The organism is Pyxidicoccus sp. M6 (genome assembly GCF_055568925.1).
Genome location: NZ_CM145714.1, coordinates 10,658,568 through 10,673,527 on the forward strand (window position 1 = coordinate 10,658,568; position 14,960 = coordinate 10,673,527).

Sequence of the window (14,960 nt, forward strand, 5' to 3'; positions counted from 1 at the left end):
GCTAGAAGCTGATGCCCAGCCAGCCACGGATGGTCTGCGGCGTCTCCAGGTCCTCCCCGATGGAGCCGTACGTCTTCAGGCCGCTCATCGGGAACAGGATGCCGTACGCCACGCCGGCGATGAAGCCGTCCTCCGTCTTGTAGTCCGCGCCGACGTTGGCCTCCACGCCCAGCGCCTTGCTCGTGAAGGACGGGGTGGACTCCGCGTAGAGCGCCTGCGAGTAGATGAGGCGGCCGTACAGGTCGAAGCCGTCCGTGATGGAGTACTTCGCCGAGGGGCGCACGTAGAAGGCGTCGGTGATGCCGCCGAGGATTTCGCGCCAGAGGATGAGGTCCACGCGGTAGTCGCGGTTGAACCGGAAGTTGCGGATGGCGTTGTCGGAGCAGCCGCCGGAGCCGCAGCTGTACTGCGGGCCCTCCACGTCACCCGGCGCGGTGGCGCCGTTGCTGCCGGTGCCGGCGCGGGCCGGGTAGTTGCCGAAGCCGGGCGCCTTGTCACCGGAGGCGAAGCCCACCTCCAGGCCGAGCGACAGCTTGTTGTTGGCGACCTTCACCTCGCCCTGGGCCACGCCGCCGAACTGGGCGATGCGCAGGCTCTGGTTCTGCGTGGGGTCGTTGATGCCGCTCACGTCCGTGGCGCGGTTGGTGATGTTGCCGAACTGGCCGGCCAGCTCGAACTCCAGGCGCCAGGTGCGCTCCTCGTAGCGCAGCCAGAGGTCCGGGACGTAGAGCTCGGCGGAGCGGGGGATGAAGCCCGTGCCGGAGCCGTTCGTCGTGCTGCCGTCGTACTCCCAGTTCTGGGTGCGGTAGGTGAAGTGCAGGCCGTACTGGAGCACGCCCTGGTTGTTGTCCAGCTTGGAGCGGATGACCGCGTCCGTGTCCCGGCGGGCGATGGCCAGCACCAGCCCGTGGCTGTCGTCGGCCTGGGTGAGGTCCACCGGCTCGCCCTGCGAGCCGCGCCCGTCGACGACGCCCTCGGCGTTGAAGTCGAGCATGGGCGTCACGTACCAGCCCTCGAAGGGGTTGGTGACGAACTGGATGCGGTCCACCGTGTCGCCGAAGTCGCAGTCGAAGCAGGTGCCGTCGTTGCGCAGCATCCCGAGGCCCCACTGGCTGCCCATGCGGCCGAAGCGCAGGATGCCCACCGGAGTCTTCACCTCGCCGTAGGCGCGGCGAATCTTGATGGAGTCCTCCAGCATGTCCACGGCGGAGTCCTGGCTCTCCGAGAAGATGCCGAAGAGGTTCCGCTGGTCACCCGGGTAGAGGTAGTCCGGCTGCGAGCCCAGCACCACGTTGTCCAGGCCGAGAATCTCCGTCTTGATGCTCACCTGCTCGGAGACGTTGAACACCGGCTCCATGCGCAGGCGCATGGTGGCGAAGGACTGGGTGTTCTCCGAGGCGCCGCGGGGCGAGCGCGGGAAGAGCTCGTCGCCGGGCGCCTTGCCCAGGTCGAACTTGTAGAAGAGCGTGGGGCGCACGCGGAAGTAGCCGTCGAGCGTGAAGACCTCCAGCTTCTTCTTCTCCTCGGGGAACTCCTCGTTCCACTCGGTGGAGTCGACGGACTGCTTGGCGGCCTCGGCGCGGATCTCCTCGCGCAGCTCCTGCTTGGCGGCATCCAGGTCCTCGCGGGTGACGGACTCACCCGGGGTGGCGCCAGCGGCGGGGGCCGGTTCAGCGGAGGGAGCAGCGGGCGCGGCGGGCGCGGCCTCGGTGGCGGCGGGCGCGGGCGCGGGCGTGCCACCGTCGGGCACCGGCGTCTGGGCGGTGGCCGTGGACGAAGCGACGAGCAGCGCCGCCAGCAGGGCGTGAGACATGGGCAACATTCTCCAGGGCCGCGCGGGGCGGCCGGGTCTGAAAGGCGGGCGATTCAAGCCACGGGACATGGGGGTGTCAACGCTTACTGGCCCGAGGCTTTGGCGCGTGAACGCCTGAGCGGGGCTGGCATTTCGGACAGAAGTGGGTGGTGCGGCCGCCCTGGGTGAAGGACTCGACGGGCGTTCCGCACTTGGAGCATGGGCCGCCGGCACGGCCGTAGACGAGGAACGGGTTCTCCGAGCGGCCCTCCTCCAGGTACACCGGCTCCTCCCCCTCCTGCTCCTTCAGGCCGAAGTCGATGGTGGCCCGGATGGCGGCCACCAGCCGCTTCCAGTCGTCGGGGGTGAGGGAGGCGGGCTCCCGGGAGGGGTGGAGGCCCGCGCGGAAGAGGGCCTCGGCGGCGTGGATGTTGCCCAGGCCGGTGATGCGGGCCTGGTCCATCAGCGCCACCTTCAGGGGCTGCCGGGACGGGGCCACGGCCTTTTCGAGCTGGCCCGCGGTGAGGCCGTCCGCCAGTGGGTCCCTCCCCAGCGCCTTCACCACGTCCATCTCCCGCAGGAGGGCGGCGGGGCCAGGCTCCAGCCGCCCGAACATGCGCGGGTCGCTGAAGTGGATGACGTGGCCGTCGTCGAGGTGGAAGCGGGCGCGGCTGTAGGGTTCCTTCTGCGCTTCCGTGCGGCGGACGAACTTGCCCGTCATGCCGAGGTGGCCCAACAGGCCCCGTCCTCCCTCGAAGGCGAAGAGGAGGTACTTGCCCCGGCGGACGAGGGACTCCAGCCGCCCGGACAGCTCGGAGAACCGGCGGCGCTCGGCGCCTCGGAAGATGCGGGTGTCGTCGGCCTCGGCCCGCACGAGGCGCCGGCCATTGAACCAGCGCACGAGGTTGCGCCGGGCAATCTCCACTTCCGGAAGCTCAGGCATCCGCTCGGGCACATAGCACCGGGCCCGGGGGCGGCGCGCGCATTTCCGACATGTCCTGCCGCTCACACCCGCCCGAGTTTCTTCACGCCGGGGCTTTTTGCCTCCGCTATGCAGGCGCCTTTCGGACCTGTCCCAACCCCTTCTTTCGGAGGCAGCATGGCGGACGTTCCCCAGAAGAAGTACACGCCGATGCAGTTCCCCCACCTCAAGGGCCTCAAGGGCCTGAGCGACGCCGTCCTCGACACGCACTTCAAGCTGTACGAGGGCTACGTCAACCGCACCAACAAGCTGACCGAGTCGCTCTCGGGCCTCCAGCTCAAGGGCGAGGCCGCGGGCACCAACCCCGCCTATGCGGAGATGACCCGCCGGCTGGGCTTCGAGTACAACGGCATGGTCCTCCACGAGTACTACTTCGGCAACATGAAGCCGGGCGGCTCGGGCGGCTCGCCTCCGGGGAAGCTGAAGAAGGCCATGGAGGAGAGCTTCGGCTCCTTCGAGAACTGGCTGACGGACTTCAAGGCCGTGGCCACCATGCCGGGCATCGGCTGGGCCGTGACGTTCCAGGACCCGCGCACGGGCTGGCTGTCCAACCACTGGATCACCCTGCACGAGACCAACAACATCGCCGGCTTCAAGCCCATCATCATCATGGACGCGTGGGAGCACGCCTTCACCCCGGACTACAAGGCGAACGAGCGCGGCAAGTACGTGGACGCGTACTTCTCCAACATCGACTACGACGCCTGTGAGGGCCGGCTGAAGTAGTCGTCGCCGGACTCCTTCCCGGCGAGAAGCTCAGGCGGAAGGCTCCTCACCCTCGTCCTTCTTCTCCCGGGGCTCGGAGGTGCTGGAGCTGGGAGTCTCACCACCGCTCCGCTCCCGGACCTCGCGTGCCGAGGCCTGGGGGCGCAGCCGCAGTGAGCCCGTCTCGGGCGGCAGCGGCTGCCCGGCCCGGAGCGCGGCCACGCTGCGCTCCAGCGCCGCGAGCAAATCACTCTGTGATGGAGCCCCCGCCGTGGCCCCCGCGTGCACCACGGGCCGCCGCTCCGCCCCCTTCGGACGCGTGCGCGCGGCGCGGCGCTCGATGAAGGCCAGCAGCCGCTCGCGGTGGACGTCGTGGTAGCGCTGGGGCTCGAAGTGCGTGGCGCGGGCCTCCACGAGGTGCAGCGCCGCCTCCAATTCGCGCTCATGGGGGCGCGCGCCCGCGAGTGCCAGCTCCGCGAGGCTGTCCTGCGAGACGACCTCCTCCGCGTAGTGGAGCGTGGACAGGAGCAACCCACGTCCATGGGGCCGCACCGCGCACAGGTGTCCCCTCTGGTAGAGGACGAAGCGGCCGATGCCCACGCGCCCCGATTCCTGGAGCGTGGCCACCAACAGCGAGTACGCCCGCTCGGCCCCTTCCGCGGGGACCAGGTGGTAGGGCGTGTCGTAGTAGATGGGGTCTATCTCCCCCGCCTCCACGAAGTCCTCCAATTCGATGACACGGCTGGACTCCGGGTCGAAGGCCTCCAATTCCCCGCGCGTCACCGCCACGTGGCGACCGTCCGCGAGCTCGTAGCCCTTCACCACGTGCTCGTACGCAACCTCCTCGCCGTCCGCCGAGCACACCCGCTTGTTCTGGATGCGGGCGCCGTCCGCGTCATGCAGCAGGTGGAATTGCACCTGCCTCGGGCTGACGGCGCTGTAGAGCCTCACCGGTACGCTCACCAGGCCGAAGCCCAGCGAGCCCACCCACACGGGACGTGACATCCGCGCCTCCCTCGGCGCCCCATTCGGGGCACCCGTACCCCCAAAGGTCCGTACCGCGTCCGCGTGCCGCAAGGCTCGCCGGGCCCCCCGGTGGGGACGCGGGGCGGCGCATCCCCCGTTTGGATGGATTCCGCCGGCCGCACGTCCCCGCGAAGACGAAGCATCACGCGGCGCTTGCCGTGAGGCGGGCGCTGCCCAAGAGTCCGGCTCGCTCAAGACGCACAACTGACGGAAAGGAAGGAACACCCGGTCATGCAGCGAATCCTCTCAATGGTACTGGGCCTCACCCTGGCAATGGGCCTCTCCACGGGCTGCGCCAAGCAGCGCATCTCCGCCGAGAAGGCCATCGCGGCCACCCTCATCTCCGACGAGCAGGAGGAGGAGCTCGGCAAGCAGGTGAAGCAGGAGCTGGAGACGAAGGAGAAGATCAAATACGTCCAGGACCCGTCCGTCGTCGACTACGTGAAGACCATCTCCTCGCCCATCCTCCGGCAGGCCACCAAGGACCGGCCCGGGGTGAAGTGGAAGGTCAACGTCATCGACGACCCGAAGACGGTGAACGCGTTCGCCACGCCGGGCGGCTACCTGTACGTCTACACGGGCCTGCTGCTGGCGGCGGACAACGAGGCCGAGCTGGCCGGCGTCATGGCGCACGAGGCGGGCCACGTGGTGGGCCGTCACTCCGCGCGCGCCATGGTGAACCAGATGGGCCTGCAGACCGTCACCCAGGCGGCGCTGGGGCAGAACCCGAGCGCGGTAGCCTCCATCGCCGCGCAGCTCGTGGGTGGTGGGACGATGCTCGCGCACGGACGCAGCGAGGAGACCGAGGCGGACGAGTACGGCGCCCGCTACGCCTCCGGCGCCGGGTATGACCCGCGCGGCCTCATCACCTTCTTCCAGAAGCTCCAGCAGGAGCAGGGTGAATCGCCGGCCTTCATGAAGTGGCTGAGCACGCACCCGGCGAACAAGGACCGCATCGCCCACCTGCAGAAGGTCATCTCGCAGAACAACCTGCGCGGCAGCAACAACGCGCCGGGCGGGCTGCCGGCCATCCAGCAGAAGCTGGGCAAGAAGTAGCGCTCAGTGCAGGTGGGAGGGGGGCTCGCCCTCCATCTCCGGCAGGGTGGGCTCGGGGGACTGGCCCCGGGCCACGCGCCGCCTCCACCGGAAGCGCGCCAGCCGCGACTTGTGGGCGCTGCTGGCGCTCTTCGCCGCCCCGGGCGTCATGATGGGCGGCTCCAGCGGCGCGGGCTGGTTGAAGTCGCGCGCCCCCTTCTCCTTCCCCTCCGCGGACGCGTGCTCGAGGATGGCGTTGATTTCGCCGCCGAGGATGAAGACGAGCCCGGAGATGTAGAGCCACAAGAGCAGCACCACGACGCCGCCGATGGAGCCGTAGGTGACGTTGTATTTCCCGAAGTGCTCCACGTACTGCGTGAAGCCCCACGTGGCCACCAGCCAGCTGCCCGTGCCCAGCGCCGAGCCGGGGGTGATGTACTTGAACCGCTGCTTCACGTCGGGGAGCAGGTAGTAGCAGAGCGCGAGCGCCAGCATGACGAGCGCCGCGGTGAAGGGCCAGCGCAGCCAGGACCAGAGGACGTAGAACGCGCTGACGATGTGGAGCTTGTTGGCGAGCCACTCTCCCAGCCGCCCGCCGAGCAGGAACAGGGTGAAGGACAGGGGAATCAGCAGCGAGCCCATCAGCGTCACCAGCATGGCCAGCCCCTGCGTCTTCCAGATGGGACGGGACTCCGACACGTCGTAGGCGAGGTTGAGCGCCTTGCGCAGGGCATCCACGCCGCGCGACGCCGTCCACAGCGCGATGACGAGACCGGCCGTCAGCAGCTTCGGCCGTGGCTGGTTCACCAGCGATTGCAGATGGTCCGTCACCAGCCCCAGCGCATCGCCGGGGACGAGGGGACGGATGCGGTCCACCATGGCGTCCACCGCGCCGGGCGCGAAGGGCATGTACGCGACGAGCGTGAAGAGGAAGAACAGGAACGGAAACAGCGAGAACAGCAGGTAGTACGACAGCTGCGCGGCGATGTCGGTGACGGTGTCCTCCTGGAACTCCTTCACGAGGCGCCGGCCGAACTCACGCCACGTCAGGTACTTGAGCCTGGGCAGTCGCATCTCCCCTCCTCGCTCGCTTTCCCCCGGGGGAACGAAGGTGGGGATGGCGAGGAGGGTTGGCAGCAGGCGGGCAGGCAGGCGCCCGTCCGGGCAGCCGGCGGCTCAGACGACGTTGGGCGGGAGGTATCTGCCCAGGAGTGGACGAAGCCGGGTGCGGACCTCGTCGGGGATGCGGGTGCGCTCGGTGGCGATGGCCAGCGCGAGCGCGGAGTCACAGCGACACGCATTGCCGCGGCCCTCGGCGATGCGGGGCAGCGCGCGGCGGATGAATGCGGCGGCGGTGAGGGTGGCGGACTGGACGTGGTGGGAGACCTGCATCAGCCGGTCCTCATGCGCCTGCTCCGGCGGCGGCGTGCGCCACGCGTCGTAGTCGGAGACGAGGGCCACCATGGCGTAGTGCAGCTCGGCCTCGCGCGCGAGGCGGGCCTCGGGCATGGCGGTCATGCCCACCACATCCGCTCCGGAGGCCTGGTACAGGAGGCTCTCCGCGCGCGTGCTGAGCGAGGGGCCCTCGATGCAGACGTAGGTGGCGTCGCGGTGGACGGTGGGGCCCAGCGGGTCCGCGGCGGAGGCGAGCACCTGCCGGAGCGTGGAGCAGAAGGGGTGGCCGAGCTCCACGTGGACGGCGACGTCGTCGTAGAAGGTGCAGGGCCGGCGGTAGGTGCGGTCGATGACCTGGTCCGGCAGGACGAGCTGAAGCGGCTGGAGGTGCTCGCGCAGGCTGCTGACGGTGCCAGTGGCGAGGACGTGGGTGACGCCGAGCATCTTCAGCGCGAAGAGGTTGGCGCGGTACGGGGCGCGGGTGGCGTTGTAGAGATGACCCGGCCCATGGCGGGACACGTAGACGACGGGCACACCCTCCAGTTCCGTGGTGACGATGGAGCCGGCGTGCGGGCCGAAGGGTGTCTCCAGGGTGTGGGATTCCCCCCGACCGAGAACTCCGAGCGTCTGTCCGAGACCGTGGTTCCCGATGATGCCCACCCTGACGGCCATGTGCCTCCTCTTGGCGTGAGTGCCAACAGTGCGGACCATAGCGCGGGCACCTGACGCCGCGAGGGAAGAAGACTGGTAGTTTTCGCATTCGTCATGCGTCCCTACCCACTCCTCGCCCTGCTCTTCGCCTCCAGCCCCGCCGCCGCGGCCGTCCCCACCGGATGTCAGGAGGACTACGCCACGTGCAAGGAGGACTGCTCCATCGAATATGGCGGCAGCGGCCGCGCCATCAAACAGCTCACCCAGTGCCTGGCCGAGTGCCAGGAGACGCTGGACCACTGCGCCAACCGGCACTCGTCGCTGAAGGATTTGCCGCCCGGCGTGGCGGACGACGAGCCCCGCCCGTCCCGGAGGAACTCGTCCGAGAAGAAGCCGTCGAAGAAGGACATCCGGGAGGATGACCCGTGGGCCGACGAGGCGCCGGCACCGAAGCGCTCCCACAAGGACGACCCGTACGGTGACACGTCTTCGTCCGACTCCAAGGGTGGGACGGAGAAGAGGGAGTCCTATCGAGCCTCGGAGGCGCCGCGTGAGGAGGTGCCCCCGCCCGCGGACTCGCCCCGGCCGAGGGGTGCCCCGGGCTCTCGGGCGACGTCGGGCCGCGCGGATGCGGAGGAGATGGTGACGGGGACGTCCGCGAAGCGCAGCGGATACCGTGCGTCGGACAAGGAGCCGGAGCCCGAGAAGTCGCTGGGGCTGGAGGGCCTGGAGCCACTGGACGCGAAGCCGGAGCCCGAGCCCGTGGCGAAGTCGGGAGCGAAGGGGGCGAAGGAGAAGCCGGCTCCCGCGCGCGAGCCCGAGCCCGTGAAGTCCGAGCCGGCGAAGCCCGCGGCCTCCGCGAGCACCGCGTCCGAGAAGGACCCGCTGCTGGACGAGGAGCCCGCCGTGCTGCCGGCGCCGGCGCCCGAGCGCAAGCCGTCGACGGCGACGACGAAGGCGCCGCCCAAGCAGCCTCCTCCTCCCGAGCCCAAGAAGGACATCTCGGAGTGGGACCCGAACGGGGACTGAACTGCTGGAGAGACTCTAGATTCGATTCGCTTATCCGAACGCAACGACAACCCAAACCACGTCCCCTTCACTTAAAGGAATGGAAGCTTCCGCCAAAGAGTGAATCGACCCTGAAGAAGACAAGCGCCACCACGCACACTCGCACCTATCTCGCACATACCCGAGAAGACTTGCCTCAAAGGCCGCCATGAGCCGACTTCCATCAAACACCAATGACCAGCAGAATGATTCAAGCACAGAAATCGAGGGAGACGATCCACCAAAGCAAGCCATTGACACATATCCCTTAGACAACCTGCTTATTCGAACGGAGGTCCGATCAATCATTGACGTCATTCGACGAATCAGCCAAACCATGGTTGTCTTGGATCCGGATTTCCAGCGGGACTTTATCTGGAAAGAAGATCGACAGAGCAGACTTATAGAATCCGTACTAATGCGGATTCCACTGCCCGTCTTCTATCTTGCTGAAAATGCTGCTGGGCGCCTTGTTGTCGTAGATGGTCTCCAGCGTCTCTCAACGCTTAACCGCTTCTATGCCGGGGACCTCGTCCTCAATATCCCAAGCAACAAAGAGCTTCACGGGAAGACATTCTCAATGCTCCCACAGAAACTTCAGAATCGATTCGAAGATGGCCAACTGACGCTCTATTTGATTGATCCCAAAGTACCAGATCGAGTGCGCCTCGACATTTTCGAACGCGTCAACTCAGGCGTCCCCCTTACTCGTCAGCAAATGCGCAATGCTTTGTACAACGGCCCAGCAACTCGCCTCTTGCGCGAACTGAGTAGTTCCAAAGAATTTATACGCGCAACCGATGAAGTCCTAAACACAGAGACACATCGAAACAACATGCGAGACCGCGAGGTAGTTAATCGATTCCTCGCGTTTCACGTGCTTGGCTGGACAGACTACATCAAGAGAGGCTCCGGAGACCTTGACGAGTTTCTCGGAAGCGCACTGGATCAAATCAACAAACTCCCAGAAGCAAAGCACTCGGAACTCGTAAATGCATTTCGAAAGAGCATGAGAATCAACCACCACATCTTTGGAAACCGCGCCTTCAGAAAATATAGTGATCCCGCCGAGCGCAGAAAGCCATTCAACGTAGCCCTGTTTGATGTATTTTCAGAATTATTCGCACGCTACGACGAATCACAAATTCTAAACAAAGAACAAACAGTCCGACAAGCCGTCAACGCGCTCATGCAACAACGCGAATACTCAAATGCAATCACCTACGCAACGACGTCACCCGAGAACGTGAAAACCCGGTTCCAAATGGCAGAACTCAAACTGGCAGAGGCGATCGGTGATTCATAAACTCCACCTGAGGAATTTCAAGTGCTTCTCAGACCAGAACATTCCTTGTGGGCCGCTCACACTCTTGACCGGCTTCAATGGAGGTGGGAAGTCAACGGCTCTCCAAGCACTGCTATTGCTCCACCAAGCCCTGGCAGACGGCGTTGAGAGCGCGACACTACGAAGGACGCTTCCCTTAAATGGAGCCTTGCTTTCACTCGGAAGCCTTCGTGATGTTGTAGACAAAATAAATGGAGGCACAGGCTTTAAAATTGAAATCTCATCCAATCACATCAACATCGAATGGGACTTCAACAGCATCGAATCCGCTCGCGAGGCCTTGTCTGTACCTGTTTCCAAAGTGAAATGGTCAACCACAGATGCGGCCAACGAACACAGAGAAGCAAGTGGAGTTCTCATCCCTGCTGCACTCTGCGAAATATCATCTGCCGTCGAACTGCTCAGAGCACTTGGAACGCTAAAGTATGTTCCCGCAGACCGCGTTGGCCCCGAGCAAACATACCCTCTTGAAGAGCCGCAACGACACGAAACTCTCGGCCCGCGAGCCGAACGAGCCGTCGGAAGCCTCTTCGTCAACAGCGACTTCATCGTTGACCAAGACTTACGCCATCCAAGCAGACTTGATACTTTGACTTTTCCGCGACAAGTCGAAGCATGGCTGTCTGACATATTCCCCGGAGCCCTAATCGAAGTACAAAAGGTATCGAACACCAACCTCGTAACACTTGGGGTGCGCACAAGCGACGTAACGGACCTGCATCGTCCCCAGCATGTTGGTTTTGGTATGACATATGTACTACCAGTTCTGGTTGCGCTGCTCTCATCTCGCCAAGGCGACGTCGTCGTAATTGAGAATCCCGAGGCCCATCTACACCCGCGCGCCCAGGCAAGAATAGGATCCCTGTGCGCCCGAGCAGCCGCTTTCGGCGTGCAAGTTCTAGTCGAAACCCACAGCGACCATGTACTCAATGGCATTCGGGTTGCTGTACATCAAGGCAACATCAAACCAAGCGACGTCACAGTACTCTTCTTCTCGCCGAGAAGCGATGAGCCTGTACGCACCTTGAACATCGATCGGCGTGGGCGCATTCCACATTGGCCCCACGGCTTTTTTGACGAAAACGAGCGCCTCCTTGATGTCCTGCTGGAGCCAATCCCCACGCAGAGCGAAACATGAGCAATGCACACATCGTCCTAAATGAACTATCTGCAGGCCACACATCACCAACAGCGCGGCCCAGTGGCGTCGATCTGCTGAAAACCTTGGCACAAACAATTCACTTCATCCGGCAAAGCGTAACCCAGCATGATGAAGCATTCATCGTTCCCGTAGTGCCCGATGGCATCGGAGCAATGCAACTGCCGGATGGCAGTACGGTACTAAAGGCACTGAAAGCTCTTGCGGCTCAGGATCATGTTGCAGCAATGTTACTTCGCCATGTCCTGAACGAAGGGCCATGGTTTGACACGTCAGGGAATGTAAGCTCTTTCCAACCGAATACCGACCGCGTTTCTGCCACAATCTATGGGCAAGCCGCCACAGGCGTGCGCGCGGCACTCGATCTGGATGGATTAACCTTGAGCTTTGACAACATTCCATGGCAAACAATCACACTACATCCAGTCGTGACAACAGTTGATGGATCTACTCGGGCAGAGCAATTAGAGAACCTTTGGACTCCCAGCACTACCCCATCTCACATCGTAGCGCTTGAAAGGCACGTATCAGTACTGCCTGAATATGAAGACCCAGGTCATCACGACCCATCAAGCCCTAACTACAAACAGGGAAAATCACATCTGCCTCGCGCGGCCAAGCATATCCTACGGCACAGCTTGCCCACAGATTCAACAAAGACAAAGTGGTGGGCCCGCTGCGAGCACAATTTCTTTCACCGCTTTCAAGGTGTACCACAGGGACAGCGAGTGCGCGTCCATTGGAATGGGACTACCAACCCCAAGGCTCGCGAATCTTCGAGGGAGGAGGATATCCCCATCGGCATACGCAACACCCTTCGGCAGAGAGATCCTGCTAGAGATTGCGGCTGTCGCGAACTAAACTAACTGCCACCCGACACAAGCATCAACAACACCTCCCTACATTAAATGCATTTCATAAAACTCCCCTGCCTCCGAAACGTCGCGTGAAGAGATACAGCCGCCGGTGGGCTCGCCCCGGCCGAGGGGTGGTGCTCCGGGCTCGCGGGCGACGTCGAGCCGAACGGACGCGGAGGAACTGGTGACGGGGACGCCCGCGAAGCGCAGCGGGTACCGTGCGTCGGACAAGGAGCCGGAGCCCGAGAAGTCGCTGGGGCTGGAGGGCCTGGAGCCGCTGGACGCGAAGCCGGAGCCGGAGCCGGAGCCCGAGCCCGTGGCGAAGTCGGGAGCGAAGGGTGCGAAGGAGAAGCCGGCTCCCGCGCGCGAGCCCGAGCCCGTGAAGTCCGAGCCGGCGAAGCCCGCGGCCACCGCGAGCACAGGGACAGAGAAGAAGGACCCGCTGCTGGACGAGGAGCCCGCCGTACTGCCGGCGCCAGCGCCCGAGCGCAAGCCGTCGACGGCGACGACGAAGGCGCCGCCCAAGCAGACACCTCCGCCCGAACCCAAGAAGGACATCTCGGAGTGGGACCCGAACGGGGACTGAGTGGCCCTCGCCCGAGTCGCCGCTTGATTCACGTATCCGTCCGGCGAACGCCGTGCCGAGCCGCTTGAAGACGGTCGGGTGCTGTGCTCGGCAGTGGTCGCGAGCAGCACGACGTCCCAGGGCGTGAGCAGGTGGACGGGATGGAGCTGAGCGAGGGTGCTCAGGAGGAGTCGGCGGCGCGCAGGCGCTTCCACTCGTGGGGCAGCAGCTCGCCGATGCGCGAGTGGGGGTGCGTCTGCACGCGCAGCAGCACGTCGGCCAGGTACTCCTCGGGGTTGACGTCGTTGACCTCGCAGGTGGCTACCAGCGCGTAGAGTCCGGCGAGGTTCTCACCCGCGGCCTCGTGGCCGACGAAGAGAAAGTTTTTGCGGCCCAGAGCTGCCTTTCGCAGGGCACCCTCGCTCCGGTTGTTGTCCAACGGGAGTCGTTCATCGGAGACAAAGCGGCTCAGCGCGTCCCATTGCTTCAGCGCGTAGGAAATGGCCTGCCCCAGTGGCCCCTTGGGCGGATGCCGTGGGGCCTGCGTCTCCAGCCAGGCGCGCAACTGCGCGAGGACGGGCACGCTGTGCCGCTGGCGCAGCTCGCGGTGGGCGGCCGTGCGCACCACGTCCGCCTCGCGCGCCTGGGCCTCCACCCGGTAGAGGGCCAGGATGAGGTCCAGGGCCTCGCGCGCCTCGGGCGCGGTGGCGAGCGCGTCGAAGAAGCGACGGCGGGCATGCGCCCAACATCCGACGCGGGTGCGCCCGTCCGGCAGCGTCACCGGGTTGTAGCCGGTGTACCCGTCCACCACGAGCGCGCCCGTCGTGCCGCCCAGCACGTCCAGGGGCGTCCTGCCCCCGCGGCCCATGCTGAAGCGGTAGCCGATGAGCCATTGGCCCTTCTCGTTCTGGGTGAGGAACGTCCAGAGGTAGCCCAACTTCGTCTTCTTCACGTCCAGCACGCGCAGCGGCGTCTCGTCGGCCCACACCACCTCGGCGGACGCAATGCATTGCAAGAGGTGGCGGGACAGCGGCAGCAGTACCGAAGCGGACAGGTGGAAGAGGTCCGTCAGGGTGCTGCGGCTCATCGGCACCCCGCCTCTCTCAATCCGCTGCGCCAGCCGGTGCAGGGGCATGGAGTCAGCGCACTTGGACGTCACCACGTGCGCCAGGAAGCCCGGGCCGTACTCGCCTCTGTCCACCACCTTGGCGGGGGCGGGCGCCGTCACCACGCCCTGGCCGCACTTGCACGAGAGGACTTCCTGCACGTGCACCTGGCGCTCGAAGCGGGCGGGTATGTACTCGTACACCTCGGTGGTGCGCCCCTTGCCCAGCGGCTTCAAGTCCTCGCTGCCGCACGCGGGGCAGTGGCGCTCCTCGGCCGGGACGGCGTGGCGAATCTCGCGCGTGGGCGCCTCCTCCGCCTTGCGGGCCGCGCGCTCGCGTCGCTTCTTCAGCGCCGCCTCGTCCCGCGTCGCCTGCGCCTGCGCGCTCGCTGCGTCCGCGCGCAGCTCGGCCGCTACCGGCGGCAGGCGCTCCGCCTTGCGTCCGAAGACGTGGCGCTCCAGCGCCGCCATCTTCCCCTCCAACGAGGTCAGGCGCGCTTTGAGCTCCTCGGCTTCCTCGCGCCAGGGGCAGAAATGGTCGAGGGGCAGCTCTCGCGGCACCTGGGCTCAACACCGCCCCGGGTAGGGCATTCGCCACGTGACGTGCTCAGGTACCTGGACGCCCCGGGGGAGTCCAGGCAGGCTGGCGCTTCACCTGAGCCACGTCGATGCCGTCCAACAGCATCGCCAATTGCGTGGCGTCCAGCGGCACCGACTGCGCGTCGGCGTCCACCGGCGGCAGCCGGAAGCGGCCCGTCTCCAAGCGCTTGTAGTACAGGACGAAGCCGCCCCGACTGAAGGTGAGGATTTTCACCCTGTCGCCCCGCCGGCTGACGAAGGCGAAGAGGTGCCCGGAGTAGACGTCCTCGCCCCACGAGGTGCGTACCAGGGCCATGAGCCCATCAATCGACTTACGCATGTCCACCGGAGAGGTGGCCAGCAGGATTCGCACCGAGGCCGGCAGCGTCAGCACGCGGTGCGCCCCAGCGCCGCCACCAACCGCGCCACGTAGTCCACGTCCGTCCCGGGACAGAACCGCACGCGCGCCCCGCCGACGGTGAGCACCTCCACCGTCACCTCCTCGGCCCTGAGGGGAGGACTCACCTGCACGGGCAGCAGGCGCACGGGCGGCTCCGCCTCGGCACTCACCTGGCGCCGACGCCGGTACACCCACGACTGCAGCGTGCTCAGCCGCAGTCCGCGGCCCTCGGCGAACTCTCGCTGCGTCTGCCCGCTCGCTTCGAACTCCTCGGCGACCCGCAGCCACTCCGGTTTCTCGGCCCTCTTCTGCATCCG

The 14,960-nt window shown here is 65.6% G+C and carries 15 protein-coding genes; 7 read left to right on the forward strand and 8 right to left on the reverse strand.

Annotated elements, in window-relative coordinates:
• Position 1 precedes the first annotated feature (1 nt).
• Together ACVTJA_RS41660 and mutM are read right to left on the reverse strand one after the other, a co-directional pair.
• A complete protein-coding gene (locus ACVTJA_RS41660) occupies positions 2–1,813 on the reverse strand; it encodes a TIGR04551 family protein (RefSeq protein ID WP_465828998.1) in 1,812 nt (603 codons plus the stop codon).
• 76 nt (positions 1,814–1,889) lie between these two features.
• Entirely contained in the window at positions 1,890–2,735 is an 846-nt protein-coding gene (mutM, locus tag ACVTJA_RS41665; protein WP_465828999.1) for a bifunctional DNA-formamidopyrimidine glycosylase/DNA-(apurinic or apyrimidinic site) lyase, read from the reverse strand.
• Between the two features lie 156 nt (positions 2,736–2,891).
• On the opposite strand from mutM, the gene ACVTJA_RS41670 reads away from it, so the two are divergent.
• Positions 2,892–3,500, forward strand: a complete 609-nt coding sequence (locus ACVTJA_RS41670) for a superoxide dismutase (protein ID WP_465829001.1) — start codon at positions 2,892–2,894, stop codon at positions 3,498–3,500.
• Positions 3,501–3,530: 30 nt separating this feature from the next.
• Here ACVTJA_RS41670 and ku read toward each other — a convergent pair whose 3' ends face one another.
• Positions 3,531–4,484 carry a non-homologous end joining protein Ku gene (gene ku / locus ACVTJA_RS41675; protein ID WP_465829003.1) on the reverse strand — a complete coding sequence of 318 codons (954 nt, stop codon included), beginning with the start codon at positions 4,482–4,484 and terminating at the stop codon, positions 3,531–3,533.
• A 252-nt stretch (positions 4,485–4,736) separates the two neighbouring features.
• Here ku and ACVTJA_RS41680 point away from each other — a divergent pair, with 252 nt between their 5' ends.
• Entirely contained in the window at positions 4,737–5,561 is an 825-nt protein-coding gene (locus tag ACVTJA_RS41680) for a M48 family metallopeptidase (protein WP_465829005.1), read from the forward strand.
• Between the two features lie 3 nt (positions 5,562–5,564).
• Here the strand turns inward: ACVTJA_RS41680 and ACVTJA_RS41685 are convergent, their stop codons facing one another.
• Positions 5,565–6,614 (reverse strand): YihY/virulence factor BrkB family protein, encoded by a 1,050-nt coding sequence (locus tag ACVTJA_RS41685; RefSeq protein WP_465829007.1) that lies wholly within the window; start codon positions 6,612–6,614, stop codon positions 5,565–5,567.
• A gap of 102 nt (positions 6,615–6,716) precedes the next feature.
• Entirely contained in the window at positions 6,717–7,607 is an 891-nt protein-coding gene (locus tag ACVTJA_RS41690; RefSeq protein WP_465829009.1) for an MTAP family purine nucleoside phosphorylase, read from the reverse strand.
• Positions 7,608–7,700: 93 nt separating this feature from the next.
• Here ACVTJA_RS41690 and ACVTJA_RS41695 point away from each other — a divergent pair, with 93 nt between their 5' ends.
• The 5 genes from ACVTJA_RS41695 (at position 7,701) to ACVTJA_RS41715 (ending at position 12,580) form a co-directional block, all read left to right on the forward strand.
• Positions 7,701–8,615: a hypothetical protein gene (locus tag ACVTJA_RS41695; protein ID WP_465829011.1), complete on the forward strand. Its 915-nt coding sequence runs from the start codon at positions 7,701–7,703 to the stop codon at positions 8,613–8,615.
• A 187-nt stretch (positions 8,616–8,802) separates the two neighbouring features.
• Positions 8,803–9,939, forward strand: coding sequence for a DUF262 domain-containing protein (locus tag ACVTJA_RS41700; RefSeq protein WP_465829012.1), 1,137 nt, complete (start codon positions 8,803–8,805; stop codon positions 9,937–9,939).
• Positions 9,929–11,116, forward strand: a complete 1,188-nt coding sequence (locus ACVTJA_RS41705) for an AAA family ATPase (RefSeq protein WP_465829014.1) — start codon at positions 9,929–9,931, stop codon at positions 11,114–11,116. The genes ACVTJA_RS41700 and ACVTJA_RS41705 overlap by 11 nt, the downstream gene beginning before the upstream one ends.
• Entirely contained in the window at positions 11,113–12,003 is an 891-nt protein-coding gene (locus ACVTJA_RS41710; protein ID WP_465829016.1) for a hypothetical protein, read from the forward strand. Before ACVTJA_RS41705 ends, ACVTJA_RS41710 begins: the two co-directional genes overlap by 4 nt.
• 175 nt (positions 12,004–12,178) lie before the next feature.
• The gene (locus ACVTJA_RS41715; RefSeq protein WP_465829017.1) at positions 12,179–12,580 is read left to right on the forward strand and encodes a hypothetical protein; all 402 of its coding nucleotides are present in this window, start codon (positions 12,179–12,181) and stop codon (positions 12,578–12,580) included.
• Between the two features lie 160 nt (positions 12,581–12,740).
• On the opposite strand, the gene tnpC is transcribed toward ACVTJA_RS41715, so the two are convergent.
• From tnpC to tnpA, 3 genes are read right to left on the reverse strand one after another with little or no spacing between them, the layout of a single operon-like run.
• Positions 12,741–14,213 carry an IS66 family transposase gene (tnpC, locus tag ACVTJA_RS41720; protein ID WP_465840439.1) on the reverse strand — a complete coding sequence of 491 codons (1,473 nt, stop codon included), beginning with the start codon at positions 14,211–14,213 and terminating at the stop codon, positions 12,741–12,743.
• Between the two features lie 58 nt (positions 14,214–14,271).
• On the reverse strand, positions 14,272–14,637 hold the full coding sequence (tnpB, locus tag ACVTJA_RS41725; RefSeq protein ID WP_465829018.1) for an IS66 family insertion sequence element accessory protein TnpB: 366 nt from the start codon (positions 14,635–14,637) through the stop codon (positions 14,272–14,274).
• Complete coding sequence (gene tnpA, locus ACVTJA_RS41730) at positions 14,631–14,957, reverse strand: IS66 family insertion sequence element accessory protein TnpA (protein WP_465829020.1); 327 nt, start codon at positions 14,955–14,957, stop codon at positions 14,631–14,633. The genes tnpB and tnpA overlap by 7 nt, the downstream gene beginning before the upstream one ends.
• Positions 14,958–14,960 lie beyond the last annotated feature (3 nt).

Coding starts and splice junctions, on each gene's coding strand:
- ACVTJA_RS41695 (WP_465829011.1), top strand. CDS start 7,701: ATGCGTCCCTACCCACTCCTCGCCCTGCTCTTCGCCTCCAGCCCCGCC.
- mutM (WP_465828999.1), bottom strand. CDS start 2,735: ATGCCTGAGCTTCCGGAAGTGGAGATTGCCCGGCGCAACCTCGTGCGC.
- tnpA (WP_465829020.1), bottom strand. CDS start 14,957: ATGCAGAAGAGGGCCGAGAAACCGGAGTGGCTGCGGGTCGCCGAGGAG.
- ACVTJA_RS41710 (WP_465829016.1), top strand. CDS start 11,113: ATGAGCAATGCACACATCGTCCTAAATGAACTATCTGCAGGCCACACA.
- ACVTJA_RS41670 (WP_465829001.1), top strand. CDS start 2,892: ATGGCGGACGTTCCCCAGAAGAAGTACACGCCGATGCAGTTCCCCCAC.
- ACVTJA_RS41685 (WP_465829007.1), bottom strand. CDS start 6,614: ATGCGACTGCCCAGGCTCAAGTACCTGACGTGGCGTGAGTTCGGCCGG.
- ACVTJA_RS41660 (WP_465828998.1), bottom strand. CDS start 1,813: ATGTCTCACGCCCTGCTGGCGGCGCTGCTCGTCGCTTCGTCCACGGCC.
- ACVTJA_RS41690 (WP_465829009.1), bottom strand. CDS start 7,607: ATGGCCGTCAGGGTGGGCATCATCGGGAACCACGGTCTCGGACAGACG.
- ACVTJA_RS41700 (WP_465829012.1), top strand. CDS start 8,803: ATGAGCCGACTTCCATCAAACACCAATGACCAGCAGAATGATTCAAGC.
- ACVTJA_RS41680 (WP_465829005.1), top strand. CDS start 4,737: ATGCAGCGAATCCTCTCAATGGTACTGGGCCTCACCCTGGCAATGGGC.
- ku (WP_465829003.1), bottom strand. CDS start 4,484: ATGTCACGTCCCGTGTGGGTGGGCTCGCTGGGCTTCGGCCTGGTGAGC.